Raw genomic sequence first — 26,290 nt, forward strand, 5'->3', positions numbered from 1 at the left:
GTGTATGACGCTGGACCTGAGCGGTTACTTCGATCGGATCAACTACGGCGGCACCGCCCGGCCGACGCTGGAAGTGCTGCAGGATCTCATGACCGCACACACCCGGACCATCCCGTTCGAGAACCTCGATCCGCTGATGGGGGTGGCGGTCGACGACCTGGGTCCAGAGGCCTTGACGGACAAGTTGGTTCGCCGGCGCCGCGGGGGCTACTGCTACGAACAGAACGGGCTACTGGGCCACGCGCTTGCCGCAATCGGCTTCCGGGTCCGGCGCCTGGCGGGTCGCGTGGTGTGGATGGCGCCACCCGACGCTCCGCTGCCGGCGCAGACCCACACCGTGCTGGCGGTGACGTTCCCCGGCTCCGACGGGCCCTATCTGGCCGACGTCGGCTTCGGCGGCCAGACGCTGACCTCTCCCATTCGCTTCCAGACGGGCAACGTCCAGGAGACGACACATGAGCCGTACCGATTGGATGACCACGGCGATGGACTGTTGCTGCAGGCGCTGGTGGCCGGGGAGTGGCAGCCACTTTACGAGTTCACCACGCGGACCCAACCGGGAATCGACCTGAAGGTCGGCAGCTGGTTCGTCTCGACCAACCCGGCGTCGCACTTCGTGACGAGCCTGATGGCCGCGCTGGTCACCGACGACGGTCGCTACAACCTGGCCGGCCGCAAGCTGACCGTCCACCGCGAGGGCGGATCCGAAAAGACCGTCCTTGCCGACGCTGCCGCCGTCGTCGATACGCTGCGCGACCGATTCGGGATCAATATCGACGATCTCGGCGACCGCGGCCTACTCGAATCGCGCATCGACGGCATTCTCGACAGTTAAAAACTATTGCGACGGCAACATTCATTTTCAATCGCCATCCCGCACGTCTGGTTGTTCGCGAAAACCGGGTTGAGCAGCGGTCACCCGGGGCCGCCAATTGCAGCCGAAAAAGCCGACTTTCGCTGACAGTGATGCCGGTCATACACCATCGGATAGGTAAATAACGCACACGTCTACTAGCCTGGCCTACCGTGACTCGGGATCACTGGTTGAACAATGTCGCGCCCACCTCGGGCGATGCCGACCCCAACGCATCCAGGGGCCGCGCGATTTCGGTACCCGATGGCCTGACGCTGACCTCGTACTTTGACCGCAACCGCGCCGAGCACGGCGACAGCCCGGCCTACCGCTTCCTCGACTACTCGCAGGAACCCGACGGGCGTCCGGTGGTTCTCAGCTGGAACGAGTTGTGGGCGCGGGTCTGCGCGATCGGCTCCCGCCTGCAGCAGGTCACCCAGCCCGGGGATCGGGTGGCGATCCTGGCGCCCCAGGGGCTCGACTATGTCGCGGCCTTCTTCGGCTCGGTGTATGCGGGCAACGTGGCGGTCCCGCTGTTCGCGCCGGCCATGTCGGGGCACGCCGAGCGACTGGCCGCCGTGCTGGCCGACGCCAAGCCCGCCGCGGTGTTGACGACGACGGCCGCCGCCGAATCCGTTCGGACCTTCCTCAAGACGCTGATACCCGCCGAGCGGCCGCGGATGATCGCGGTGGACGCGCTCCCGGAAACCCTGGGATCGATGTTCGTCGCGGCGCCCATCGACACCGACGACATCGCCTATCTGCAGTACACCTCCGGTTCGACGCGCTCGCCGGCCGGTGTGGAGATCACCCATCGGTCCGTCTACACCAACGCGATGCAGATGGTCATGAGTGGCGGCCTGGACGTGGACGTTCGCACCGTGAGCTGGCTGCCGCTGTATCACGACATGGGCCTGATGATGATCATGTTCACGGCGTTCTTCGGCGCCCACGTCACGCTGATGGACCCGATGGCGTTTCTGCGCCGGCCCTATCGATGGATCAAACAACTGGGCATCGAGTCGGGCTACGGCCGCACCTTTGCCGCCGCGCCGAACTTCGCCTTCGAACTGACCTCCGAGCGTGGGCTGCCCCCCGCCGGCGAGACCCTCGACCTCAGCGGCGTCGACTGCGTCCTGAACGGGTCCGAGCCCGTCACCATGTCGGCGATCGACAAGTTCACCACCGCGTTTGCGCCCTACGGTCTGCGGTCGAATGTGGTCAAGCCGTCCTACGGCATGGCCGAGGCGACCCTGTCGGTGGCTAGCATCTCGCAGGACGCGACGGCCAGCGAGATCTTCGTGCACCGGGAGAAGCTCGCCGCCGGGCACGCGGTGATCGTCGCGGCCGACGATCCGGCCGCGGTCTCCCAGGTGTCGTGCGGGCAGCCGATCCCCGATCAATGGCTGGTGATCACCGACCCCGACGGCGCCGAGGCGCCCGACGGCAGGGTCGGGGAAATCTGGTTGCACGGCAACAACATTGGCCGCGGATACTTCGGCCGCGAGGACGAGACGCGGCGGGTGTTCGGCAACAAGCTGCAGTCCCGCCTCGACGACGGCAGCCACGCCGAGGGCGCGGCCGACAACGGCTTCTGGTTGGCGACCGGTGATCTCGGCGTCTACCTGGACGGCGAGTTGTACCTGACGGGCCGCATCAAGGACCTGATCATCATCGACGGCCGCAACCACTACCCGTTCGACATCGAGTCGACGGTCAGCAACGCGTCACCCGCGATCCGCACCGGCTACGTCGCCGCGTTCTCCGTCCCCGCCGACGCGCTCACGTCTTCCGATGCCGGCTCGGGCGAGCAGTTGGTCGTCGTCGCCGAGCGCGCCGCGGGCGCGGGCCGCACCGAACCCGCCGCGGTCGCCGACGCCGTACGGGCCGCGATCTCGCGCCATCACCAGGTCCGGTTGGCCGATCTACGACTGGTGGCCGCCGGCACCATCCCCCGCACCACCAGCGGCAAGCTCGCCCGCAGCGCATGCCGGGCCGAATACCTTGCGGGCGAATTCAACCGCTGACCGACAGCCACGGTCCGATCCGGCGCAACGCCTCTTCGATGTCGCCGGTCGGTCCGGCGAACGACAGCCGGACGAATTTATTGCCCTGCACGGTGTCGAAGTCGATGCCCGGCGCGATAGCAACGCCGGTATCGGCCAACAGCTTTGAGCAGAAGGCCATCGAGTCGTCGGTGTAGTCCGATACGTCGGCGTAGACGTAGAACGCGCCGTCGGTGGGGGCCAGCCGGTCCAGGCCGATGCGGCGCAGCCCGTCGAGCAGCAGCGAGCGGTTGACCGTGTAATGGTGCAGGTTCGCGTCGGCCTCGGCAGTCGCCTCGGGCGTAAATGCCGACACCGCGGCGATTTGCGACAGCACCGGCGGGCAGATGGTGAAGTTGCCGGTCAGGCGGTCCACGGCACGGCGCAGCTCGGTAGGCACCAGCAACCAGCCCAGCCGCCAGCCCGTCATCGCGTAGTACTTGGAAAAGCTGTTGACCACCAACGCATTTCGCGAGGTCTGCCAGGCGCAGCTGGTTTGCGGCGCGCCCTCGTAGACCAGGCCGTGGTAGACCTCGTCGCTGATCAGCCGCGCCCCGGTCTCGTCGCACCACGCCGCGATCGCCGCCAGCTCGTCCGCCGGTATCACCGTCCCGGTGGGATTGGCCGGGCTGGCGACGATCACACCGCGCACGGGCGGATCGAGCTCGGCGAGCATCTGCGCGGTCGGCTGAAACCGGGTCTGCGGCCCGCACGGGAGCTCGACGACCTCACAACCCAACGCGGACAATATGTTTCGGTAGCACGGATAGCCGGGGCTGGCCAGCGCGACCCGATCGCCGACGTCGAAGCACGCCAGGAACGCGAGCAGGAAGCCGCCGGAGGAACCCGTGGTGATCACGACCGCGTCGGACTCGACGTCGATGTCGTGCAGCCGCCGGTAGTCGGCCGCGATCGCGGCACGCAATTCTGGAATGCCCAATGCCACGGTGTAGCCCAGCTGGTTGGCCTGCAGCGCGGCCGCCGCCGCCGCGCGCACCGGCTCGGGCGCCCCGACGCTGGGCTGTCCCGCCGAGAGGTTGACCAGGTCGCCGTGACTGCGCTGTCGCTCCGCGGCCGCCAGCCAGACGTCCATCACATGGAAGGGCGGAATGCCGGCACGCAATGCGACGGGGTCGTTCACGACGTTTCGAGCACCTCGGATTCCAGTTGGCGCAGCAGTTCCCTGGACGATGCCAGCAGGTGCGCGCTGCCGTGTGCGCGCTTGAAGTACAGGTGCATGTCGTGTTCCCAGGTGATGGCGATGCCGCCGTGCAGCTGGATCGCCTCGCCCGCCACGGTACACAGCGCTTCGGTGGCGGCCAGGCGAGCGGTTGCGGCGCCGGTCGGCGTGGGGTCGACGCACGCGTCGGCGACCACGGCCCGCGCCGCGGACACCGCGACATACAGGTCGGCCATCCGATGCTTGAGCGCCTGGAAGCTGCCGATCGGGCGGCCGAATTGCACACGACTCTTGGCGTACTCGACGGTGAGGTCCAGGCAGCGCTCGGCGGCCCCAATCTGCTCGGCCGCCAACAGGATTGCCGCGGTGTCGGCCAGCCCGGGGTCGGGCCCCAGCGCGACGCTCTCTTCGGCCGCGACGCAGGCCAGCCTGCGGGTGGGATCCATCGTGGTCACCGGCTCCGCGGTGAACCGCGTCCACCTGCTCAGCTCACCGTCGGCCGCGGCGACGACCACGTCGGCGATGTCGCCGTTGACCACATAGTCCGCGTCGAGCACCAGCGCGCCGATCGAGCTGCCCATGGCGAGGGCCTCGAGCGTCTCGCCGTCCGGTTCGGGGGCGGCCAGCAGCGCCAGCTCGGCCAGCGTGCTGCCCAGCAGCGGGGACGGTACCAGGGCGCGACCCAGCTCCTGCAAAACCGTTGCGGCATCGGCGAGTTCGCCGCCCGCACCGCCCAACTCCTCAGGTATCACCAGCGCGGCGGCGCCGACCTGCTCGCACAGCAGCTGCCACAGCGACTCGTCGTAGCCCTTTTCGGACTCCATAGCGGCGCGCACCGCCGCCGGGCCCGCGTGCTTGGCGACCAGGGCGGCGACGGTCTCGCGCAGCAGCTCTCGCTCTTCACTCATTTGCGCCACTCCTCCTCATCGCTGCGCTCTGCATCGTCGCCGGCGCGACTCACAGCGCCTCCAGCACTCTGCGTCGATGCCCCTCCGGCGTGCCCCACGCCGAACGCAATGCTTGCACCCGGAGCAGCGTCAGGGATAGGTCGTGTTCCTGGGTGAAGCCGATCGCGCCGTGGGTCTGCAGCGACGCACGGGCCGCCAGCAGTCCGGCCTCGGACGCCGCCGCCTTGGCTGCGCTCACGTCGCGCGGTTCCAGCGTCAGCGCGGCCCCGTACACCAGCGGACGGGCCAGCTCGATCACGATGTGCACGTCGGCCAGCTTGTGCTTGATGGCCTGATATGAGCCGATCACCCGGCCGAACTGGGTGCGCTGCTTGGCGTATTCGACGGCGTCGCTCAGCAGCGCCTCCGCCGCGCCGATCAACTGTGCGGCGGTGGCCAGCGCCCCGAACTCATACGCGCGCTGGGTATCCGCCTGCCAGGCGTCCCCTGTCGCGGTGACGTCGTACAGGCGGCGGCTCGGATCGACGGACCGAACGCATTCGCCGACAGTCGCTTCGCTGACGCCGTCGTCGGTGGCCAGCAACACCAGGCCCGCGGCCTCGGCGTCGACCGCGCGCGGCGTCTCGGGCGGCTGTGCGACGCTGACGATCAGTTCACCGGACGCCAGCTGCGCGCTGCGCTCGTCGTCGGCGAGCAAAATCGGTGCCACGGCAATGGATTCGGCGACCGGCCCGGGCACGCACCAGCGCCCCAGGCGTTCGAGGGCGACCACCAGGTCCACCGGCTCGGCCCCGATGCCGTCGAACTTCTCCGGCACGGCCAGCGCGGTGACGCCGAGTTCAGCCAACTGCTCCCACACCTTGCGGCCGGACGCCACGTCGCCGTCGGCCCACGCGCGTATCGCGTCGGGCAGGTTTGCCGCGCCCAGCGCGGCGTCGATGCTGGCGGCGAAGTCGCGTCGCTGTTCGTCGAGCGCAAATTTCACTTCCTGCTCCCGGACTTTTCGCGCGGCAGGCCAAGCAGCCGCTCGGAGATGATGTTGCGCTGAATCTCGTTGGTACCGGCATAGATCGGGCCGCCCAGCGCGAACAGCAGGCCCTCGGTCCAGGGCCCGGCGAGCTCGCCGTCGGCGCCGCGGATGTCCAGCGCGGTCTGATGAATGGCGACATCGAGGTCGGACCAGAACACCTTCGTCACCGACGACTCGGCGCCCAGCTCGCCGCCGGCGGCCAGCCTGGTCACCGTGCCGAACGTCTGCAGCCGGTAGGCCTGCGCATTGATCCAGGCGTCGGCGACCCGGTCGGCGAATTCGACGGGAGAGCCGCTGTCCTTCCACAGCTGCACCAGCCGCTCGGCGGCCGCCATGAAGCGGGCCGGGCTGCGCAGCGACATGCCCCGCTCGTTGCTCGACGTGCTCATGGCCGCCCGCCATCCGTCGTTCGGGGTACCGATGACGTCGTGGTCGGGAACGAAGACGTCGTCGAGGAAGATCTCGCCGAATCCGGTGTCGCCGCCCAGCTGGACGATGGGTCGCACCGTGACGCCCTTGGCCTTCAAATCGAACATGAAGTACGTCAGGCCGTTGTGCCGCTCGGCCGACGGGTCGGACCGGAACAGCCCGAAGCCCATCTCGGCGAACGGCGCCCGTGAACTCCAGATCTTCTGGCCGTTGAGCAGCCAGCCGCCCTCGGTCTGGGTGGCGGTGGACCGCAACGACGCCAGGTCGCTGCCGGACTCGGGCTCTGACCAGGCCTGCGCCCAGATCTGTTCGCCGCTGGCCATTTTCGGCAGTATCCGGTCGAGCTGTTCGGGGGTGCCGTGCGAGAACAGCGTCGGCGCCAGCATCGAGATGCCGTTGGCACTGGCGCGTCCCGGCGCACCGGCGCGGAAGTACTCCTCCTCGTAGACCACCCAATGCAGCAGCGGTGCGTCGCGGCCGCCGTACTTCTTCGGCCAGTTGATCACCGACAGGCCGGCGTCGAACAGCACCCGGTCCCAATGCCGGTGCTGGGCAAATCCTTCGGCGTTGTCGTAGGACTCCGTCGGGATCGACTCGGCGTTGGCCGACAGGAATTCGCGCACCTCGTCCCGGAAGGCCAGCGTTTCTTCGTCCAGTTCCAGATCCAATTTAGGCCAACTCTCGCAGTTGTGGTTTGAGCACCTTGCCGGTCGGGCAGCTGGTGCGCAAAACGATCCAGCGCCGCCGGCACGGTGCGCGGATCGTTGGTCATCGGCGACGCTCCTAACAAAGCAAGTGCTTGGTAGGTTAGCCTACAGGGCATGCAGGACGTCGAGGAGTTCCGGGCCGAGGTCCGCGGTTGGCTCGCCGACAATCTGGTCGGCGAATTCGCAGCTCTGAAGGGCCTCGGCGGTCCGGGGCGCGAGCATGAGGCGTTCGAAGAACGCCGGGCATGGAACCAGCATCTCGCGAAGGCGGGGCTGACCTGTCTGGGCTGGCCGGTCGAACACGGCGGCCGTGGCCTGTCGACCGCGCACCGGGTGGCCTTCTACGAGGAGTACGCCAAGGCCGACGCCCCGGACAAGGTCAACCACTTCGGCGAGGAGCTGCTGGGCCCGACCCTGATCGCGTTCGGCACACCCGAGCAGCAGCAGCGCTTCCTGCCGCGCATCCTCGACGTCACCGAGCTGTGGTGTCAGGGCTACTCGGAGCCGGGCGCCGGCAGCGACCTGGCCAACGTGGCGACCACCGCCGAGCTCGACGGCGACGAGTGGGTGATCAACGGCCAGAAGGTGTGGACGTCGCTGGCGCACTGGGCGCAGTGGTGCTTCGTGGTCGCCCGCTCCGAGAAGGGCTCCAAGCGGCACGCTGGCCTGTCGTATCTGCTGGTGCCGTTGGATCAGCCCGGCGTCCAGGTGCGCCCGATCATCCAGTTGACCGGCGACTCGGAATTCAACGAGGTGTTCTTCGACGACGCCCGCACCGAGGCCCAGCTGGTGGTCGGCGACCCCGGCGACGGCTGGCGGGTCGCGATGGGCACGCTGACCTTCGAGCGGGGCGTGTCCACACTCGGGCAGCAGATCCGTTACGCGCGTGAGCTTTCCAATCTGGCGGAGCTCGCGCAGCGCACCGGCGCCGCCGACGACCCGTTCATCCGGGAGCGGCTGACCCGGGCGTGGACCGGGCTGCGCGCCATGCGCAGCTACGCGCTGGCCACCATGGACGTCGAGCAGCCCGGCCAGGACAACGTGTCGAAGTTGTTGTGGGCCAACTGGCATCGCGACCTGGGCGAGTTGGCCATGGACGTCGTCGGCAAGCCGGGCCTCATCCTGGCCGACGGCGAGTTCGACGAATGGCAGCGCCTGTTCCTGTTCACCCGCTCCGACACCATCTACGGCGGATCCAACGAGATCCAGCGCAACATCATCGCCGAGCGCGTGCTCGGCCTACCCCGGGAGGTCAAGGGATGAGTTTGGCCGAAGTTCCGAAAGAGATTGCCGGACACGGACTCTTGACCGGCAAGGTGGTCGTCGTGACCGCGGCCGCCGGCACCGGCATCGGCGCGGCCACCGCGCGCCGGGCGTTGGCCGAAGGCGCCGACGTGGTGATCTCCGACCACCACGAGCGACGGCTGGCCGAGACCGCCGAGGAGCTGTCGGCGCTGGGCCAGGGCCGCGTCGAGCACGTGGTGTGCGACGTAACGTCCACCGCGCAGGTCGACGCGCTGATCTCCTCGGCCACCGCCCGGCTGGGACGGATCGACGTGCTGGTCAACAACGCGGGCCTGGGCGGGCAGACGCCCGTGGTCGACATGACCGACGAGGAGTGGGACCGCGTCCTGAACGTGACGCTGACGTCGGTGCTGCGGGCCACGCGCGCGGCGCTGCGCTACTTCCGCGACGCGCCGCACGGCGGGGTCATCGTCAACAACGCCAGCGTGCTGGGCTGGCGGGCCCAGCATTCGCAGTCGCACTACGCGGCCGCTAAGGCGGGGGTGATGGCGCTGACCCGTTGCAGCGCAATCGAAGCCGCCGAGTACGGGGTGCGCATCAACGCGGTGTCACCGAGCATCGCGCGGCACAAGTTCCTGGAGAAGACGTCGTCGTCGGAGTTACTGGACCGGCTGTCGGCCGACGAGGCGTTCGGGCGGGCCGCCGAGCCGTGGGAAGTCGCGGCCACCATTGCGTTTCTGGCCAGCGAGTACTCGAGCTACCTCACCGGCGAAGTCATCTCAGTCTCCAGCCAGCGCGCGTGATCGCCCACTGGCCAAGCAAGCGCTTGGTTGATACTCTGGTCGAATGGACCGCGTGACCGGTCAGGCCAACAGTCGACGGGACGAGCTGCTCGAGCTCGCCGCGTCGATGTTCGCCGAGCGCGGCCTGCGCGCCACCACCGTGCGCGACATCGCCGACGGCGCGGGCATCCTGTCCGGCAGCCTGTACCACCACTTCGCCTCCAAAGAGGAGATGGTCGACGAGCTGTTGCGCGGCTTCCTGGACTGGCTCTTCACCCGCTACAACGAGATCGTCGAAAGCGAATCCAACCCGCTGGAGCGGCTCAAGGGGCTGTTCATGGCCTCGTTCGAGGCCATCGAGGACCGGCACGCGCAGGTCGTCATCTACCAGGACGAGGCCCAGCGCCTGCTGTCGCAGCCCCGGTTCTCCTACATCGAGGACATGAATCGGCAACAACGCAAAATGTGGATGGAGTTGCTGCATCAGGGCGTCGACGAGGGCTGTTTCCGGCCCGACCTCGACGTCGACCTTGTCTACCGTTTCATCCGTGACACCACCTGGGTGTCGGTGCGCTGGTATCGACCCGGCGGCCCGCTCACCGCGAAGCAGGTTGGTCAGCAGTATCTCGCCATCGTGCTTGGCGGGATTACCAAAGAAGGAGTCTGAAAATGGCTGAGGCGTATGTCATCGACGCCGTGCGTACCGCGGTTGGCAAGCGCAATGGCGCGCTGGCCGGCGTTCACCCCGTCGACCTTGGTGCGCTGGGCTGGCGCGGGCTGCTCGACCGGGTCGACGTCGACCCCGCCGCCGTCGACGACGTGATCGCCGGTTGCGTGGATGCCATTGGGGGACAGGCCGGTAACATCGCCCGCCTTTCGTGGCTGGCGGCCGGCTACCCCGAAGAGGTTCCCGGTGTCACGGTGGACCGGCAGTGCGGATCCAGCCAGCAGGCGATTTCCTTTGGCGCACAGGCAGTCCTGTCTGGCACGGCCGACCTGATCGTGGCCGGCGGTATGCAGAACATGAGCTGGATCCCGATCTCGTCGGCGATGACGGTCGGCGAGCAGTTCGGATTCACTTCGCCCACCAACGAATCCAAGCAGTGGCTGCACCGCTACGGCGACCAGGAGATCTCCCAGTTCCGCGGTTCGGAGCTGATCGCGGAGAAGTGGAACATCTCCCGCGAGGAGATGGAGCGCTACGCGCTGACCAGCCATGAGCGCGCTTTCGCGGCGATCCGCGGCGGTCACTTCGACAACGAAATCATCACCGTGGAAACCGAATCCGGCCCGTTCCGGGTCGACGAGGGCCCCCGCGAGTCGACGCTGGAGAAGATGGCCGGCCTGAAGCCGCTGGTCGAGGGCGGCCGGTTGACGGCGGCGATGGCCAGCCAGATCTCCGACGGCGCCAGCGCGGTGCTGCTGGCCTCCGAGCAGGCGGTCAAGGACCACAAGCTGACGCCACGTGCCCGCATTCACCACATCAGCGCCCGCGCCGCCGACCCGGTCTTCATGCTCACCGGGCCGATCCCGGCCACGCGCTACGCGCTGGAGAAGACCGGTCTGTCGATCGGCGACATCGACACCGTCGAGATCAACGAAGCCTTTGCGCCCGTGGTGATCTCGTGGCTCAAGGAGATCAAGGCCGATCCCGAGAAGGTCAACCCCAATGGCGGCGCGATCGCCCTGGGTCACCCGCTGGGCGCCACCGGGGCCAAGCTGTTCACGACCATGCTCAACGAGCTCGAGCGCATCGGCGGCCGCTACGGCCTGCAGACGATGTGCGAGGGCGGCGGCACCGCCAACGTCACGATCATCGAGCGGCTGTAGCTCCTACCGCGAGCAGACACAGAATCGCACTCCGCGGGCCTCCCGCATGCGATTGTGTGTCTGCTCGCCGATCAGTCCTGGATCAGCGCCGATGCCGACCGTAGGTGCTGAATAGCGTCGCCGACGATCGACTCGATCAGCTCGGCGCACGACGGCAGGTCCTCGAGAATTCCGGCGACCTGCCCGGAGGCCAGCACCCCGGCCTCCGTATTGCCTTCCACCAGGCCGGCTTTCAGCAGCATCGGCGTGTTGGCCGCCATCACCACCTGGGCCATGGTCATCTCCTTGCCGTGGCGCATCGCCAGGCCGTCGGTGATCATCGACTTCCAGGTCATCCCGGACATTTTCTTGAACTTCCCCGCGTTGCGCACCGCCGCGGTGAAACCGCGCACCGGCGAACCGTTTTCGAGCTTCTCGACCAGCTCGGTACGCAGCACCCGGTGCGGCATGCCGTCGACGCGCGTGGTGACCACAGTGCCGTCCAGCGCGGCCTGCAGGTAGCGCTGCTTGACCGAATCGGGCACGGTCGAATCTGAGGTGAGTAGGAAGCGGGTACCCATCGCCACGCCGGCCGCGCCGTAGGACAACGCGGCCGCGAGCCCGCGCCCGTCGAAGAAGCCGCCCGCCGCGATCACCGGGATGCCGCTGCCCTGCACGGCGTCCAGTACCGACGGCAGCAGCAGCGTGGTCGCGACGGGCCCGGTGTGCCCACCGCCCTCGCCGCCCTGCACAATCATCGCGTCGGCGCCCCAGCTCGCGACCTTGCGCGCGTGCTTGGCCGCGCCGATCGACGGGATCACCACCGCCCCAGCCTCTTTGAGCCGGGCGATCAGCTCCTGCTTGGGCGCCAGCGCGAACGACGCCACCTTCACGCCCTCGCGGATCATCAGCTCGACGCGGTCGCCCGCGTCGGCGGCGTCGGCGCGCATGTTCACCCCGAAGGGCTTGTCGGTGGCGGCCTTGACCTTTTTGATGGCCGTCGCCAGCTCATCCAGCGTCATGGTGGCCGAGGCGAGGATGCCCAGCCCGCCGGCGTTGGCCGTGGCCGCCACCAGCCGGGCGCCGGCGACCCAGCCCATCCCGGTCTGGACGACCGGGTGCTCGACACCGACCAGCTCGGTCAGCGGAGTTTTCAACCTCACGAGCGGATCTCTCGGTCGCGCAACGCTTTCGGGTCGACGACCTCGCGGATCAGACGCAGCTCGTCGTCCGTCGGCAGCCGGGACTCCTCGGCGGAGTCGAGTCCGTCGATCTCGAACGACGTGTTCTCGCGGACCTCGTCGGCCGACACCCCGGGATGCAAGCTCACCGCCCGCATCGTGCCGCCGGGGCCGTCGAAGTCGAACACGCCGAGGTTGGACACCACCCGGTAGACCTTCGCGAACCGGAACGCCGGGTTGTCGGCGTCGATCTTGTCGGTGCCGATGCCGCAGACGATGTCGACCTGCTCGCAGAACACCCGCTTGGAGTGGTTGCCCACCCAGTAGCTGGTCGCGTGGTTGATGACGTTGCCGGGCGCACCCCGCACGCCGAACATCTGACGGGTGGGGTGCTGCAGCGCGCCGAACGCCGACAGGTTCTGATTGCCAAAGCGGTCAACCTGATTGGCGCCCATCACCACGTGGCGCCGGCCCCAGGCCAGCGTCTCGAAGACGCGGCCGAACGGCATCCAGCCCTCGACGGGCCCGGTCTTGCCCAGCGCCGGGGTGTCGGCGAGCAGTTGCGCCTCGCCATCGGTCAGCAGGATGTCCGGGGAGAAGGTCAGCCGGGCCAGCCGCGCCCCGACCGAGACCATGTTGGCCATCGGGCTGACCATGATCTCGCCCGCGTCCCGGAACAATTCGGCGCACGCGACCGCGCAGATCTCGGCCCGGGTGCTCTCGGTGCTGCTCACTTGGCCGCCTCCTCTGCGAACTTGCGGACGGCCGCTTGGTATTCGGCCTCGCCGCCGGACAGGTACGTCGCGACGAATTGCTGCCAGCCCTCTTCCGTCGAGGCGGCCTCGGCGTAGTGCCGCTGGAACTTCTCGTCGCGGCCGTAATCAGGTGCGGTGGTGGTGAAGTGGGCGCCATTGGGCGCTTCCACCACACCGTCGACCATCATCCGGTTCACCAGCAGCGCCTGCGGCGGCACCGCCTTGACCAGTTCCTCGGTCGACACGACCCGCTCGACCGAAAGGAAGCGCCGCTGCGCGGCCATCAGGAACAGATCGTCGAAGTAGGGGTCGACGCCGGTGTACGCGGCATTGCCTTGGCTGTCACCGAGATTGAGGTGCACGAAGGCGGCGTCCAGGTTCAGCGACGGCATGGCGACCAACGTCTCGTGGCCGCCGCCGGGCGCCGGGTACGGGCTCGTCACGGTCTGAAGTTCGCCCTCCCAGAAGTCGAGCACCGAGCTGCCCAGCCCGGCGCGGATCGGCAGGAAGGGCAGCCGCTGCGCGGCGGCCTGCAGCCCGCACCGCAGCATGCCCTCGTCCATCTCGCGTGCCTCGATGGCTCCGGCGGTGCGCGCCTTGGCAAACCACGGGTCGTAGAACGGCGCCGAGTCCAGCGAGACGAAGCCGTAGTAGACCCGCTTCACCTTGCCCGCCGAGCACAGCAGCCCCAGGTCGGGTCCGCCGTAGGTGACCACGGTCAGGTCGGTGACGTCGGTGTGCAGCAGCGCGCGCACGAACGCCATCGGCTTGCGCCGCGATCCCCAGCCACCGATGCCGATGGTCATGCCGCTGCTGACGTGGGCGACGGCCTCGTCCAGCGTGGTCCGCTTGTCGCTCACTTCTTGCCCTTCTCGGTCCCGGCGAACGCGTCGCGGTGCTCGTCGGCGACACCGGCGAGGTTGAGTTCGAACGTAAACCCTTGTTCCATGCGGTAACTCGCGTTGACCCGCTGCACGTCGATCAGGTTCAGCGCCTCCTTGGCGGCCCGGATCACCCGGGTGTCCTTGGCGGCGATGTCGCGAGCCACCCGCAGTGCGGCCTCGTCGAGCTGGTCGCGGGGCACCACCTCGTGCACCGACCCGAAGTGGTGCAGGGTGGCGGCGTCCACGGTGGCCGCGGTGAAGAACAGCCGCCGCATCAGGTGTTGCGGCACCAGCCGCGACAGGTGCGTCGCCGCGCCGAGCGCGCCGCGCTCCACCTCGGGTAGCCCGAAGGTGGCGTCGTCGGAGGCCACGATCACGTCGGAGTTGCCGACCAGGCCGATGCCGCCGCCGACGCAGAATCCGTTGACCGCGGCGATCACCGGCACGGCACATTCGTAGACCGCACGGAACGCGTGGAAGCAACCGCGGTTGGCGTCGATCAGCGCGCTGAAGCCCTCGGTGCGCTGCATCTCCTTGATGTCGACGCCGGCGTTGAAGCCGCGCCCCTCGGCACGCAGGATCACCGCGTGTGTCGTCGGGTCGTTGCCGGCGGCCGTGATCGCGTCGCCGAGTTCGAACCAGCCGCGCGACGGGATGGCGTTGACGGGCGGGTAGTCGACGGTGACCGCGACGATGCCCGGTTCTGTGCTGGTGGATGTAATGGTCAATTGGCACTTCCTCGTGAAATTGAGGCCGACTACCTAAGCAAGCACTTGCTTGGTACGCTAGCACAGTGACTCGCGCCGAGGCAGGCCCCGTTCCTGGGGGAGCCATCAATCTGGGATTGGCCGGCCGGGTTGTTTTGGTTACCGGCGGCGTTCGAGGAGTAGGTGCCGGCATTAGCTCGGTCTTCGCCGGGCAGGGCGCGACCGTCGTCACCTGCGCCCGTCGCGCCGTCGACGGATTGCCCTACGAGTTTCACTCCTGCGACGTTCGCGATGAGGACGCCGTCCAGCAGTTGATCAACGACATCACCGAGCGGCACGGCCGGCTCGACGCCGTGGTGAACAACGCCGGGGGCTCGCCGTTCGTCTTGACCGCGGAGTCCAGCCCGAAGTTCAACCGCAAGATCATCGAACTCAATCTCATTGGCGGGCTGCTGGTTTCGCAGTTCGCCAACGAGAAGATGCAGGCCCAGCCCGGTGGCGGCTCGATCGTCAACATCTGTAGCCTGTCCGGCCGGCGCCCGTCGCCGGGCACCGCCGCATACGGCGCGGCGAAGGCCGGGCTGGAAAGCCTCACGCAGACGCTGGCCGTGGAGTGGGGCCCGAAGGTCCGGGTCAACGCCTGCGTCGTCGGCATGGTCGAGACCGAACAGGCCGATCTGTTCTACGGCGACGCCGACTCCATCGCCGCGATCTCCAAGAATGTGCCGCTGGGCCGGCTGGCCAAGCCCGAGGATGTCGGTTGGGCCGCAGCGTTTTTGGCCTCGGACGCGGCGTCCTACATCAGTGGCGCCTCGCTAGAGGTGCACGGCGGCGGCGAGCCGCCGCACTACCTGTCCACCACGACCGCCAGCGCGGTCAAGTAGAGGAGCAACGACTATGGGAGTGGTTGACGGCCGTGTCGTCATCGTCACCGGAGCGGGCGGCGGCATCGGCCGCGCCCATGCGCTGGCCTTCGCGGCCGAGGGTGCGCGCGTCGTCGTCAACGACATCGGCGTCGGCCTGGACGGTTCCCCGGCGGGTGGCGGCAGCGCCGCGCAGGGCGTGGTCGACGAAATCACCGCCGCCGGTGGGGAAGCCGTCGCCAACGGGTCCAACATCGCGGACTGGGACCAGGCGGCCGCGCTGGTGCAGACGGCCGTCGACACCTTCGGTGGGTTGGACGTGCTGGTGAACAACGCCGGCATCGTGCGCGACCGGATGATGGCCAACACCAGCGAAGAGGAGTTCGACGCCGTCATCGCCGTGCACCTCAAGGGTCACTTCGCGACGATGCGGCACGCCGCCTCGTACTGGCGCGGGCTGTCCAAAGAGGGCAATACCGTTGACGCCAGGATCATCAACACCAGTTCTGGCGCGGGCCTGCAGGGCAGCGTCGGGCAGGGCAACTACAGCGCGGCCAAGGCCGGCATCGCGGCCATGACACTGGTTGCCGCCGCCGAAATGGGCCGCTACGGCGTCACCGTCAACGCGATCGCCCCCTCGGCACGCACCCGCATGACCGAGACCGTCTTCGCCGAGATGATGGCCACCCAGGGCAAGGACTTCGACGCGATGGCGCCGGAAAACGTTTCGCCGCTGGTGGTTTGGCTGGGCAGCGAGCAATCCCGCGACGTGACCGGCCAGGTTTTCGAGATCGAAGGCGGCAAGATCCGGGTCGCCGAAGGCTGGGCGCACGGGCCGCAGATCGACAAGGGCGACCGATGGGATCCCGCCGAGCTGGGGCCCGTCGTCGCCGACCTGCTGGCCAAGTCGCGCCCGCCGGTCCCGGTCTACGGGGCCTGACGCGAGTTACGACGGGTCGCAGATCACGACCGGGATCACCCGATCGGTCCACGATTTGTAGTCCTCGAATGTTGGATACATGGCCACCATCTTCGGCCAATACGCTTCGCGCTCGGCCTCGTTGGCGTCGCGAGCCGTCAACGCCAGGGTCTCGTCCTTGATCTGCACGGTCACCTTGGGATTGGCCTTGAGGTTGAGGTACCACAGCGGGTGCTTGTCGCTGCCGCCCCGCGACGCGCCCAGGATCACGCGGTCGCCCTCGCGCAGATACAGCAGCGGGCTCACCCGCGGCTCACCCGTCTTGCGGCCGATCGTGGTGAGCAACGCGACCGGTGCGTTCTGGAATACGCCGCCGAGTTTTCCGTTGGTGCGCCGGTAAATCCACGTGTTGCCCTTGGCCATCCACTTGATGAAGAAGGTGACCAACGGCGAGTTCAAAGCGCGCGGCTTCGATTTCGGCATTTCGGAGCTCCTAGCGCTGAATGAACGGTTGGAAGCGAACCCTGATGTGGTGGATTTCGGCTCGCCCGCTTGGGTTTTCGGCGGGGATTACGAACGTCTCAGTGACCTTCGCGGCGACCCGGCGCCCGCCCAACGCCGCCTTGGTGAGAACGTTGTACACCGCGTGCACCTCGTCGCCGGAGATGCGGTAGTCCGGTGGCGTCGTCTCGGCGAGCAGCCGGTACTGCACCCCGCGATTCAGGCTGCGGCGCAGATGATTTCCGGAGAACCCGTTCTTCATCCCCTGCTCGATGCGGATGCAGTTGGGCGCGAAGGGAACGGCGTCGCCGTCGTGGCTGACCAGCGCGTCGATATAGGCCTGGGCAGCCGCTATCCGGCTTTCGTCGGAGACCAGCACCGAGCAGCTAGATGCGTTCGATGATCGTGCCGGTGGACAACGCGCCGCCCGCACACATGGTGATCAGCGCGGTGGTCTGGTCGGTGCGCTCCAGCTCGTGCAGCGCGGTGGTGATCAGCCGGCTGCCGGTGCTGCCCACCGGGTGGCCCAACGCGATCGCGCCGCCGTTGACGTTGACCTTGTCCATGTCCGGGTTGTGCACCCGCGCCCAGGAAAGCACGACCGACGCGAAGGCCTCGTTGATCTCGGTGATGTCGATGTCGCCCATCTTCATCCCGGCCTTCTCCAGCACCTTCGCCGTCGACTGCACCGGGCCGTCGAGGTGGTAGTACGGCTCGGCCCCGACCAGCGCCTGGCTGATGATGCGGGCCCGCGGCTTCAGCCCCAGGGCCTTGGCCTTGTCCTCGTCCATCCACAGCACGGCGGCCGCGCCGTCCGAAATCTGCGACGACGTGCCCGCGGTGTGGATGCCGCCCTCGAGGACCGGCTTGAGCTGGCTCAGGCCCTCCAGGGTGGTCTCGCGCAGGCCCTGGTCCTTGGACACGATGTGGCGGTCGCTGGTCGGCTGCTTGTTCTCGTCGAGCACCGGCGCCTCGATGCCGCTGATCTCGCGGTCGAACCGGCCCTCGGCCCACGCCTGGGCGGCCTTGCGCTGCGAGTCGAAGCCGAACTGGTCGATGTCCTCGCGCGTGATGCCGCGGCGCTTGGCGATGCGCTCGGCGGCGGTGAACTGGTCGGGCAGGTCGATGTCCCACGATGCGGGCCGCAGGATGCCGCGGTCGGGGCCGGCGTTGGCGCCCAGCCCGACGCGGCTCATGGCCTCGATGCCGCACGCGATGCCGATGTCGATGGCGCCCGCCGCGATCAGGCCGGCGACGAGGCCGTTGGCCTGCTGGCCGCTGCCGCACTGGCAGTCCACCGTCATGGCGCCGACGTGCTCGGGCAGCCCCGCTACCAGCCAGCTCACCCGGGTGATGTTGTTGGACTGCTCGCCGAACTGCGTGACGCAGCCGCCGATGACTTGCTCGACCTCGCCGGCGTCGAGGCCGGCCTTCTCCACAAGAGCCTTCTGCGTGGCGCCCAGTAACTCGGTGGCGTGCAGACCGGACAGCCATCCGTTCCGCTTGCCGATGGGGCTGCGGGTGGCTTCGACGATGACAGGGTTACCCATTCCGTCAGGCTAGAACACGTTTCATTAGTCTGACAAGCGAGGATGCTCGTGCGGCTTTTATCAGCGCAGGAGGCGTGTTTTACTGGCACTAGAACACGTTGCAATTGAGGAGCGCATGCACATGGCACCCCCCAACATTTCCGCAGACTTCGACTTCCTAGACCCCGACGTCAACCTGGCCGGGCTGCCCGTCGCGGAGCTCGCCGAGCTGCGCAAGGCAGAACCGATTCACTGGGTCGACATCCCCGGCGGCTCGGGTGGCTTCGAGGACAACGGTTACTGGATTGTCACCAAGCACGCCGACGTCAAGGAGATCTCTCGCCGCAGTGACGTCTTCTCCAGCTGGGAGAACGGCGCCATCCCGACCTGGCCACCGGAGATGAAGCGCGAGCAGGTCGAGCTGCAGCGCAGCGTCATGCTCAACATGGACGCACCGCACCACACCCGGCTGCGCAAGATCATCTCCCGCGGGTTCACGCCCCGGGCCATCGGTCGACTGGAGGCCGAACTCGCCCAGCGTGCCGAGAACATCGCGAAGACTGCCGCGGCGGAGGGTAGCGGCGACTTCGTCGAACAGGTCTCGTGCGAGCTGCCCCTGCAGGCCATCGCCGGCCTGCTCGGTGTTCCCCAGGAGGACCGCGACAAGCTGTTCCGCTGGTCCAACGAGATGACCGGTGGCACCGACCCCGAGTACGCGACCGTCGATCCCGCGCAGTCGTCGATGGAACTGATCATGTACGCGATGGCCATGGCGACCGAGCGGAACCAGAACCCCACCGACGACATCGTCACGACGCTCATCCAGGCCGACATCGATGGCGAGAAGCTCTCTGACGACGAGTTCGGCTTCTTCGTGGTGATGCTCGCGGTGGCGGGCAACGAGACCACCCGCAACTCGATCACCCACGGCATGATCGCGATGGCGAACAACCCCGATCAGTGGGAGCTCTTCAAGAAGGAGCGCCCGGTGACCGCGGCCGACGAGATCATCCGGTGGGCCACCCCGGTATCGGCGTTCCAGCGCACCGCCAACGAGGACATCGAGTTGGGCGGCGTGTTGATCAAGAAGGGGCAGCGGACGGTGATGTCCTACCGGTCGGCCAACTTCGACGAAGAGGTCTTCGAGGACCCACACGCCTTCAACATCCTGCGCGACCCCAACCCGCACGTCGGCTTCGGCGGCACCGGTGCGCACTATTGCATCGGCGCGAACTTGGCCCGGATGACCATCAACCTCATCTTCAACGCGGTCGCCGATCACATGCCGGACCTCAAGTCGGCCGGCGAGCCCGAGCGGTTGCGGTCGGGCTGGCTCAACGGCATCAAGCACTGGCAGGTGGACTACACCGGCAATTCCCCGGTGGCCTCCTGATGGACTTCGATCTCACCGCGACGCAGCAGGCCGTCGCCGATGTGGTCACGTCTGTGGCCGAACGCGAATTGACTTGGGACGCTTTGGTCGGCGGGGGTGTGACGGCGCTGCCCGTGCCGGAACGGCTCGGCGGCGACGGCGTGGGTCTGCCCGAGGTCGCGACGGTGCTGACCGAGGTGGGCCGCCACGGTGCCATCACCCCGGCGCTGGCGACGCTGGGCTTCGGCGTGCTGCCGCTGGTCGATCTGGCCTCCGACGAACAGCAGGACCGGTTCCTGGCCGGTGTCGCCAAGGGCGGCGTGCTGAGCGCGGCACTCAACGAACCGGGTGCGGCGCTGCCCGATCGGCCGGCGACGACCTTCGCCGACGGTCGGCTGTCGGGCACCAAAGTCGGTGTGGCGTACGCCGAACAGGCGGACTGGCTCATCGTGACCGCGGACAATGCGGTTGTCGTGGTGTCGCCGAAGACCGACGGTGTGGAGGTTGTGCGGACGCCGACGTCGAATCATTCGGAGGAATACACGGTGACGTTCGCCGGGGTCGCGGTTGCCGACGCCGACGTGCTCGACGGCGCCACCGCCCGCCGGGTCAACGAGCTGGCGCTGGCGGCGATCGGCGCGTTCACCGACGGCCTGGTGGCCGGGGCGCTGCGGCTGACCGCCGACTACGTGGCCGGGCGCAAGCAGTTCGGTAAGCCGCTGTCGACGTTCCAGACGGTGGCCGCGCAGCTGGCCGAGGTCTACATCGCTTCGCGCACCATCGATTTGGCAGCGAAGTCGGTGGTGTGGCGGCTGTCCGAAGGCCGCGACGCCGACGACGACCTGGACGTGCTCGGGTATTGGATCACCTCGCAGGCCCCGCCGGTGATGCAGATCTGCCATCACCTGCACGGCGGCATGGGTATGGACATCACCTACCCGATGCATCGGTACTACTCCACGATCAAGGACCTGTCCCGGTTGCTGGGCGGGCCTTCTCATCGTCTCGATCTGGTGGGAGCGCAATGTTCATAGAACTGACCCCGGAGCAGCGTCAGCTGCAAGCGGAGCTACGCGAATACTTCTCGAACCTGATTTCGCCCGAAGAGGCGACGGCGATGGAGTCCGACCGCCACAACGAGGCCTACCGCGCGGTGATCCGCCGGATGGGTCACGACGGCAAGCTCGGCGTGGGCTGGCCAAAGGAGTTCGGCGGCCACGGCTTTGGGCCGATCGAGCAGTCGATCTTCGTCAACGAGGCGCAGCGCGCCGACGTGCCGCTGCCGGCGGTGACGCTGCAGACCGTCGGCCCGGTGCTGCAGCAGTTCGGCAGCGAGTCGCAGAAGAAGAAGTTCCTGCCGGCGATCCTCGCCGGTGAGGTGCACTTCGCGATCGGCTACACCGAGCCTGAGGCCGGCACCGACCTGGCGTCGCTGCGGACCACCGCCGTGCGCCAGGGCGACGAGTACATCGTCAACGGCCAGAAGGTGTTCACCACCGGCGCCCACGACGCCGACTACATCTGGCTGGCCTGCCGCACCGACCCGGAAGCCGTGAAGCACAAGGGTATTTCGATCCTGATCGTCGACACCAAGGATCCCGGCTACTCCTGGACACCGATCATTCTGTCCGACGGCGCCCACCACACCAACGCCACTTACTACAACGACGTGCGGGTGCCCGCCGACATGCTCGTCGGCGAGGAGAACGGCGGCTGGCGGCTGATCACCACCCAGCTCAACAACGAGCGGGTCATGCTGGGTCCGGCGGGCCGGACCGCAGGCATCTACGACCGGTTGCACGCCTGGGCATCCAAGCCCGGTGGCGACGGCGTCACGCCGATCGATCACCAGGACGTCAAGCGGGTGCTCGGCGAGATCTACTCGATGTGGCGGATCAACGAGCTGCTGAACTGGCAGGTCGCCGCCGCCGGCGAGGAGATCAACGTGGCCGACGCCGCTTCGACGAAAGTCTTTGGCACCGAGAGCATTCAGCGCATCGGGCGGCTCGCCGAGGAGATCGTCGGCAAGTACGGCAACCCGGCCGAGTCGGACACCGCCGAGCTGCTCGACTGGCTCGACTCGCAGACCAAGCGCAACCTGGTGATTACCTTCGGTGGAGGCGTGAACGAAGTGATGCGTGAAATGATCGCTGCGGCCGGCCTTAAGGTGCCGCGGGTACCTCGATGACCGACACGGACAGCATCAAGAAGGCCATCGAAGAGATCACGTCCACCGTCGTAGCCGCGCCCCGCGTGGGCCGCGATCCGGTGAACCAGCCGATCATCAACAACTGGGTCGAGGCGCTCGGCGACCGCAACCCGATCTATGTGGACGAGGCCGCGGCCAAGGCCGCCGGTCATCCGGGACTGGTTGCGCCGCCGGCGATGATCCAGGTCTGGACGATGTTCGGCCTCAGCGGCGAGCGTCCGACGGACGACCCGATGGGCCCCATCATGGAATTGTTCGACGGCGCAGGTTATGTGGGCGTCGTCGCCACCAACTGCGAGCAGACCTATCACCGGTATCTGCGTCCCGGCGAGAAGGTGACCGTCCACTCCGAGATGCGTGACGTGGTCGGCCCCAAGCAGACCGCGCTCGGTGAGGGCTGGTTCATCAACCAGCACATCAGCTGGCGCGTCGGCGACGAGGATGTCGCCGAGATGGCATGGCGCATCTTGAAATTCAAGCCGCGCGAGGATTCTGGCGACACCGGCTCCGTCCCGCAGGATCTGGACGCCGACGCGATGATGCGTCCCGCGGTGTCGCGCGACACCGCGTTCTTCTGGGAAGGCGTCAAGGCGCACGAGCTGCGCATCCAGCGGCGGCCGGACGGCAGCTTGCAGCACCCGCCGGTGCCGGCGGTGTGGCAGGACAAAGAGCAGCCGATCGACTACGTGGTGGCCGGTGGCATGGGCACGGTGTACAGCTTCGTGGTGCACCACGCGCCGAAGGTCCCCGGGCGCACGCTGCCCTTCGTCATCGCCCTGGTCGAACTCGAGGAAGGCGTCCGGATGCTGGGCGAGCTGCGGGGGGTGGACCCGGCCGCGGTGAAGATCGGAATACCGGTTCGTGCAACCTATATCGACTTTCCCGCCGGTGAGTCCGGCCCGGAATGGACCCTGTACGCGTGGGAGCCCCAAGCATGAGCGCACCCGCCATCGAAGTGGGTACAACGCTGCCCGAGCTCAAGATCGAGGGCACGCCCACCTTCATCATCTCGACGGCCATTGCCACCCGCGACTTCCAGGACGTGCACCACGACCGGGATCTGGCACAGGCCAAGGGATCCAAGGACATCTTCGTCAACATCCTCACCGACACCGGGCTGGTGCAGCGCTTCCTGACCGACTGGGCCGGGCCGACGGCGATGATCAAGTCGATCGGGCTGCGGCTGGGCGTGCCGTGGTACGCCTACGACACGATCACCTTCTCCGGTGAGGTGACCGCGGTGCAGGACAGGTTGATCACGGTGAAGGTGTTCGGCCGCAACAGTCTTGGTGACCACGTCATCGCGACCGCCACACTCACGATTGGGGACGCGTAATGCTGTCGGGTAAGGCCGCCATCGTCGGCATCGGTGCCACCGACTTCTCGAAGAACTCCGGCCGAAGCGAGCTGCGCCTGGCGGCCGAGGCGGTTCTGGATGCGCTCGATGACGCGGGCCTTTCGCCGTCGGACGTCGACGGCCTCACGACCTTCACGATGGACAGCAACAACGAGACGGCGGTGGCGCGCGCGGCCGGCATCGGCGACCTGAAGTTCTTCGCGCAGACCGGGTACGGCGGCGGTGCCGCATGCGGGACAGTCGCGCATGCCGCGGCGGCCGTCGCGACCGGACTGGCGGACGTCGTGGTGGCCTACCGCGCGTTCAACGAGAGGTCCGGCCAGCGCTTTGGTCAGGTGCAGACCCGCCTGGTGGGAAACGCTGGGGTGCAGGCCGATTCGACGGCCGCGGACAACTCCTTCTCGTATCCGCACGGGCTTTCCACGCCGGCCGCGCAGGTGGCCATGATCGCGCAGCGGTACATGCACTGGTCCGGCGCCACCAGCCGCGACTTCGGTGCGATCTCGGTGGCGGACCGCAAGCACGCGGCGAAGAATCCGAAGGCTTACTTCTACGAGAAGCCGATAACCATTGAGGAACACCAGAATTCGCGGTGGATCGCCGAGCCGCTGCGGCTGCTGGACTGCTGCCAGGAGACGGACGGCGCGGTCGCCCTCGTCGTGACGTCGGTGGAGCGCGCGCGGGACCTCAAGCAGCGTCCGGCTGTCATCGAGGCGGCGGCGCAGGGCGCGAGCCCCGACCAGTACACGATGGTGAGCTACTACCGCCCCGAACTCGGTCTGCCCGAGATGGGCGTGGTCGGTCAGCAGCTGTGGCAACAGTCGGGTCTGTCGCCGGCCGACATACAGACCGCGATTCTCTACGACCACTTCACCCCGTTCACTCTGATTCAGTTGGAGGAGTTGGGATTCTGCGCCCGCGGCGAGGCCAAGGACTTCATCGCCAACGGCGCGGTCGAGGTGGGCGGTAGGCTACCGATCAACACGCACGGCGGTCAGCTCGGTGAGGCCTACATCCACGGCATGAACGGCATCGCCGAAGGCGTCAGGCAATTGCGTGGCACCTCCGTCAACCCGGTGCCCGACGTCGAGCATGTGGTCGTCACCGCCGGCACCGGCGTCCCCACGTCGGGCCTAATCCTCGGCTAGCGGCCTCCCCTCCGCCGAGCGCCCGGCTAGCCGGGCCGTCGAAGGTCCACGCCCGGCTAGCCGGGCACTCGACAGCTGAAGTGACGCGTGCTGTGCGGCATGCGACGCTGCGGCGATGGGCGAGCCGTTTGTCGGGACCGAAGCTATTGCGTGTGGACTGCTGACGAAGAGTCAGTTGGAAACGCGCTACATTCGGTTGTTTCGAGGCATCTACATCGATCGCGACGCCGAGCTCACCGCCGCGGTGCGGGCCAAGGCTGGGTGGTTATGGACCGGACGGCGGGGTGTGGTCGCGGGGTTCTCGGCGGCCGGGCTGCACGCCAGTAGCTGGGTCGACGACAGAAGAGCTGTGGAGCTGATCCACGACAACCACCATTGCGCGACGGCGGGGATACAGCTGCATAGGGACACTGTCGAGGCGGACGAAATCGAAATGATCGGCGGCGTAGCGGTTACGTCACCGACGAGGACAGCTCTGGACCTCGGTTGCTGGTACCCGACGACCACTGCCGTGGCGGGTATCGACGCGCTGGCGGCGGTGACGGAGGTCAAAGCGGCTGATGTCGAACTGCTGGCCCGCAGGTATCCCGGCCGTCGCGGCATCACAGGGGCGCGCCGAGCGATGGAGCTGTTTGATGCCGGGGCGCAATCGCCGAAAGAGTCGTGGCTTCGCGTCGTGCTGATTGAGGCCGGACTGCCACGGCCGCAGACACAGATAGAGGTGCTCGACGAGTTCGGTTGTGTCTTCGCATATTTGGATATGGGATGGAACGACGTAAAGGTCGCCGTGGAGTACGACGGCGAGCAGCATCGCAGTGATCGACGACAATACACTTGGGACATTCGCCGACGCGAACTACTGGAGCGTCGTGGCTGGGTCCTCGTCCGGGTGGTCGCAGGCGATCGTCCCGGCGACATCGTTCGCAGGGTTCGCTCCGCGCGCGCCAGCCGAGGCCCCGGCTGGCCGGGCGCTGGGCCCCCAAAGCCCGGCTAGGCGGACACTCGGCACGGAAGACCTACGCCGGGATCAGTTCGACGCCGGACAGCACGACGGCGTTGTCGCGGGAGGGTGCGACGACGCCGGCCACGAAACGGCCATCTTCTTTCCAGACGTTGACGCGCAGCGTCTCGCCCGGGAAAGCGACCCCGGCAAAGCGCGCGCCATAGGCAGATACCGCGGAAGCATCGCCGTCGAGCAGCGCATCGGTGATGGCCTTGCAGGTCATGCCGTAGGTGCACAGGCCATGCAGGATCGGCTGTGGAAAGCCTGCGGCAGCGGCGAATTCGGGATCGGAGTGCAATGGATTGCGATCGCCGCAGAGCCGATACAGCAGCGCCTGCTGCGGCGAGATCGGCACCTCGAGCTCCAAGTCGGGAGCGCGGTCCGGCGCCCCGTCCGACGACGACGGGCCGCGGTCGCCGCCGAATCCGCCCTCGCCGCGGGCGAAGATCGACCGCCGCTGCGTCCACAGCACGGTGCCGTCCGGCGCGGTGGCCGTCGTCTCGCTCCAGATCACCGCGGCCTTGCCCTTGTCCCAGATATCGGTGAATCGGGTGACCGCAGTGGCGGAACCGGACGGCGGCAGCGGCCCGGGCACCTCGATCCGCTCGCTGGCGTGCAGCACCTTGCTCAGCTCGATGTCGATGCCGGGAAACTGCACCGTCGGCGGCTTGGTCATGTGGAAGGAGGCCGCGACGTTGCCGAACGTCGGCAGCACCTGCGGGGTGTCGTCGACCAGGTAGCGCAGCTCGCGAGGATCCATCGGATCCTTACCCGCACCCAGCCCTAGGTGGTAGAGCTGGATATCGCTACTGGACCAAGAGAATTCGATCGGCTCCAGCTCGGCGGCCAGCGCAACGTCGACGTCAATCGGCAT

General features: G+C 67.6%; 27 protein-coding genes. 15 read left to right on the forward strand and 12 right to left on the reverse strand.

Translation table 11 applies throughout. From position 1 onward, the window contains the following. Positions 1-4 precede the first annotated feature (4 nt). Both MRAB57_RS10470 and MRAB57_RS10475 read left to right on the forward strand, forming a co-directional pair. Positions 5-835 carry an arylamine N-acetyltransferase family protein gene (locus tag MRAB57_RS10470; protein ID WP_077087500.1) on the forward strand — a complete coding sequence of 277 codons (831 nt, stop codon included), beginning with the start codon at positions 5-7 and terminating at the stop codon, positions 833-835. A 209-nt stretch (positions 836-1,044) separates the two neighbouring features. Continuing rightward, the gene (locus tag MRAB57_RS10475; RefSeq protein ID WP_077087501.1) at positions 1,045-2,880 is read left to right on the forward strand and encodes a fatty acyl-AMP ligase; all 1,836 of its coding nucleotides are present in this window, start codon (positions 1,045-1,047) and stop codon (positions 2,878-2,880) included. On the opposite strand, the gene MRAB57_RS10480 is transcribed toward MRAB57_RS10475, so the two are convergent. The 4 genes from MRAB57_RS10480 to MRAB57_RS10495 are packed head-to-tail and all read right to left on the reverse strand — an operon-like array spanning position 2,870 to position 7,113. Further along, complete coding sequence (locus tag MRAB57_RS10480; protein WP_077087502.1) at positions 2,870-4,039, reverse strand: pyridoxal phosphate-dependent aminotransferase; 1,170 nt, start codon at positions 4,037-4,039, stop codon at positions 2,870-2,872. The genes MRAB57_RS10475 and MRAB57_RS10480 overlap by 11 nt on opposite strands. Continuing rightward, the gene (gene ipdE2, locus MRAB57_RS10485; RefSeq protein ID WP_077087503.1) at positions 4,036-4,986 is read right to left on the reverse strand and encodes an acyl-CoA dehydrogenase IpdE2; all 951 of its coding nucleotides are present in this window, start codon (positions 4,984-4,986) and stop codon (positions 4,036-4,038) included. The genes MRAB57_RS10480 and ipdE2 overlap by 4 nt, the downstream gene beginning before the upstream one ends. A gap of 49 nt (positions 4,987-5,035) precedes the next feature. Further along, positions 5,036-5,971, reverse strand: a complete 936-nt coding sequence (locus MRAB57_RS10490) for an acyl-CoA dehydrogenase family protein (RefSeq protein ID WP_077087504.1) — start codon at positions 5,969-5,971, stop codon at positions 5,036-5,038. Then, positions 5,968-7,113 carry an acyl-CoA dehydrogenase family protein gene (locus MRAB57_RS10495; RefSeq protein WP_077087505.1) on the reverse strand — a complete coding sequence of 382 codons (1,146 nt, stop codon included), beginning with the start codon at positions 7,111-7,113 and terminating at the stop codon, positions 5,968-5,970. Before MRAB57_RS10495 ends, MRAB57_RS10490 begins: the two co-directional genes overlap by 4 nt. A gap of 153 nt (positions 7,114-7,266) precedes the next feature. On the opposite strand from MRAB57_RS10495, the gene ipdE1 reads away from it, so the two are divergent. The 4 genes from ipdE1 to fadA6 are packed head-to-tail and all read left to right on the forward strand — an operon-like array spanning position 7,267 to position 11,009. After that, a complete protein-coding gene (ipdE1, locus tag MRAB57_RS10500; RefSeq protein ID WP_077087506.1) occupies positions 7,267-8,415 on the forward strand; it encodes an acyl-CoA dehydrogenase IpdE1 in 1,149 nt (382 codons plus the stop codon). Continuing rightward, positions 8,412-9,200 carry a (5R,7aS)-5-hydroxy-7a-methyl-1-oxo-2,3,5,6,7,7a-hexahydro-1H-indene-carboxyl-CoA reductase gene (gene ipdF / locus MRAB57_RS10505; protein ID WP_077087507.1) on the forward strand — a complete coding sequence of 263 codons (789 nt, stop codon included), beginning with the start codon at positions 8,412-8,414 and terminating at the stop codon, positions 9,198-9,200. The genes ipdE1 and ipdF overlap by 4 nt, the downstream gene beginning before the upstream one ends. 43 nt (positions 9,201-9,243) lie before the next feature. Then, entirely contained in the window at positions 9,244-9,846 is a 603-nt protein-coding gene (kstR2, locus tag MRAB57_RS10510) for a TetR family transcriptional regulator KstR2 (RefSeq protein ID WP_077087508.1), read from the forward strand. Positions 9,847-9,848: 2 nt separating this feature from the next. Beyond that, on the forward strand, positions 9,849-11,009 hold the full coding sequence (gene fadA6 / locus MRAB57_RS10515) for a steroid 3-ketoacyl-CoA thiolase FadA6 (protein WP_077087509.1): 1,161 nt from the start codon (positions 9,849-9,851) through the stop codon (positions 11,007-11,009). A 71-nt stretch (positions 11,010-11,080) separates the two neighbouring features. On the opposite strand, the gene ipdC is transcribed toward fadA6, so the two are convergent. The 4 genes from ipdC to echA20 are packed head-to-tail and all read right to left on the reverse strand — an operon-like array spanning position 11,081 to position 14,536. Continuing rightward, the gene (ipdC, locus tag MRAB57_RS10520; protein ID WP_077087510.1) at positions 11,081-12,151 is read right to left on the reverse strand and encodes a (3aS,4S,5R,7aS)-5-hydroxy-7a-methyl-1-oxo-octahydro-1H-indene-4-carboxyl-CoA dehydrogenase; all 1,071 of its coding nucleotides are present in this window, start codon (positions 12,149-12,151) and stop codon (positions 11,081-11,083) included. Continuing rightward, a complete protein-coding gene (gene ipdB, locus MRAB57_RS10525; protein WP_077087511.1) occupies positions 12,148-12,903 on the reverse strand; it encodes a cholesterol ring-cleaving hydrolase subunit IpdB in 756 nt (251 codons plus the stop codon). Before ipdB ends, ipdC begins: the two co-directional genes overlap by 4 nt. After that, the gene (ipdA, locus tag MRAB57_RS10530) at positions 12,900-13,784 is read right to left on the reverse strand and encodes a cholesterol ring-cleaving hydrolase subunit IpdA (RefSeq protein WP_077087512.1); all 885 of its coding nucleotides are present in this window, start codon (positions 13,782-13,784) and stop codon (positions 12,900-12,902) included. The genes ipdB and ipdA overlap by 4 nt, the downstream gene beginning before the upstream one ends. Then, on the reverse strand, positions 13,781-14,536 hold the full coding sequence (gene echA20 / locus MRAB57_RS10535; protein ID WP_077087513.1) for a (7aS)-7a-methyl-1,5-dioxo-2,3,5,6,7,7a-hexahydro-1H-indene-carboxyl-CoA hydrolase: 756 nt from the start codon (positions 14,534-14,536) through the stop codon (positions 13,781-13,783). The genes ipdA and echA20 overlap by 4 nt, the downstream gene beginning before the upstream one ends. A 65-nt stretch (positions 14,537-14,601) precedes the next feature. On the opposite strand from echA20, the gene MRAB57_RS10540 reads away from it, so the two are divergent. Next, complete coding sequence (locus tag MRAB57_RS10540; RefSeq protein WP_173813926.1) at positions 14,602-15,399, forward strand: SDR family oxidoreductase; 798 nt, start codon at positions 14,602-14,604, stop codon at positions 15,397-15,399. A gap of 13 nt (positions 15,400-15,412) precedes the next feature. Next, positions 15,413-16,318, forward strand: a complete 906-nt coding sequence (locus MRAB57_RS10545; RefSeq protein ID WP_077087514.1) for an SDR family oxidoreductase — start codon at positions 15,413-15,415, stop codon at positions 16,316-16,318. Between the two features lie 6 nt (positions 16,319-16,324). Here the strand turns inward: MRAB57_RS10545 and MRAB57_RS10550 are convergent, their stop codons facing one another. From MRAB57_RS10550 to MRAB57_RS10560, 3 genes are read right to left on the reverse strand one after another with little or no spacing between them, the layout of a single operon-like run. Then, positions 16,325-16,780, reverse strand: a complete 456-nt coding sequence (locus tag MRAB57_RS10550; RefSeq protein WP_077087515.1) for a nitroreductase family deazaflavin-dependent oxidoreductase — start codon at positions 16,778-16,780, stop codon at positions 16,325-16,327. Positions 16,781-16,790: 10 nt separating this feature from the next. Beyond that, positions 16,791-17,177: a DUF8021 domain-containing protein gene (locus MRAB57_RS10555; RefSeq protein WP_077087516.1), complete on the reverse strand. Its 387-nt coding sequence runs from the start codon at positions 17,175-17,177 to the stop codon at positions 16,791-16,793. A 7-nt stretch (positions 17,178-17,184) separates the two neighbouring features. Beyond that, a complete protein-coding gene (locus MRAB57_RS10560; RefSeq protein WP_077087517.1) occupies positions 17,185-18,348 on the reverse strand; it encodes a steroid 3-ketoacyl-CoA thiolase in 1,164 nt (387 codons plus the stop codon). 121 nt (positions 18,349-18,469) lie between these two features. On the opposite strand from MRAB57_RS10560, the gene MRAB57_RS10565 reads away from it, so the two are divergent. The 7 genes from MRAB57_RS10565 to MRAB57_RS10595 all read left to right on the forward strand — a co-directional run bounded on the left by MRAB57_RS10565 (position 18,470) and on the right by MRAB57_RS10595 (position 25,407). After that, complete coding sequence (locus tag MRAB57_RS10565; RefSeq protein WP_077090528.1) at positions 18,470-19,720, forward strand: cytochrome P450; 1,251 nt, start codon at positions 18,470-18,472, stop codon at positions 19,718-19,720. Continuing rightward, a complete protein-coding gene (locus MRAB57_RS10570; RefSeq protein WP_077087518.1) occupies positions 19,720-20,733 on the forward strand; it encodes an acyl-CoA dehydrogenase family protein in 1,014 nt (337 codons plus the stop codon). The genes MRAB57_RS10565 and MRAB57_RS10570 overlap by 1 nt, the downstream gene beginning before the upstream one ends. Continuing rightward, positions 20,724-21,887: an acyl-CoA dehydrogenase FadE29 gene (gene fadE29, locus MRAB57_RS10575; RefSeq protein WP_077087519.1), complete on the forward strand. Its 1,164-nt coding sequence runs from the start codon at positions 20,724-20,726 to the stop codon at positions 21,885-21,887. Before MRAB57_RS10570 ends, fadE29 begins: the two co-directional genes overlap by 10 nt. Further along, complete coding sequence (locus tag MRAB57_RS10580; RefSeq protein WP_077087520.1) at positions 21,884-22,846, forward strand: bifunctional MaoC family dehydratase N-terminal/OB-fold nucleic acid binding domain-containing protein; 963 nt, start codon at positions 21,884-21,886, stop codon at positions 22,844-22,846. Before fadE29 ends, MRAB57_RS10580 begins: the two co-directional genes overlap by 4 nt. Then, positions 22,843-23,244 (forward strand): MaoC family dehydratase, encoded by a 402-nt coding sequence (locus MRAB57_RS10585; protein ID WP_077087521.1) that lies wholly within the window; start codon positions 22,843-22,845, stop codon positions 23,242-23,244. Before MRAB57_RS10580 ends, MRAB57_RS10585 begins: the two co-directional genes overlap by 4 nt. Further along, entirely contained in the window at positions 23,244-24,413 is a 1,170-nt protein-coding gene (locus MRAB57_RS10590) for a lipid-transfer protein (RefSeq protein ID WP_077087522.1), read from the forward strand. Before MRAB57_RS10585 ends, MRAB57_RS10590 begins: the two co-directional genes overlap by 1 nt. Before the next feature lie 115 nt (positions 24,414-24,528). Further along, entirely contained in the window at positions 24,529-25,407 is an 879-nt protein-coding gene (locus MRAB57_RS10595; RefSeq protein WP_077087523.1) for a hypothetical protein, read from the forward strand. A gap of 22 nt (positions 25,408-25,429) precedes the next feature. Here MRAB57_RS10595 and MRAB57_RS10600 read toward each other — a convergent pair whose 3' ends face one another. Beyond that, on the reverse strand, positions 25,430-26,290 hold the full coding sequence (locus MRAB57_RS10600) for a MaoC/PaaZ C-terminal domain-containing protein (RefSeq protein WP_077087524.1): 861 nt from the start codon (positions 26,288-26,290) through the stop codon (positions 25,430-25,432).

Source organism: Mycobacterium rhizamassiliense (assembly GCF_900157375.1).
Taxonomy (GTDB): Bacteria; Actinomycetota; Actinomycetes; order Mycobacteriales; family Mycobacteriaceae; genus Mycobacterium; species Mycobacterium rhizamassiliense.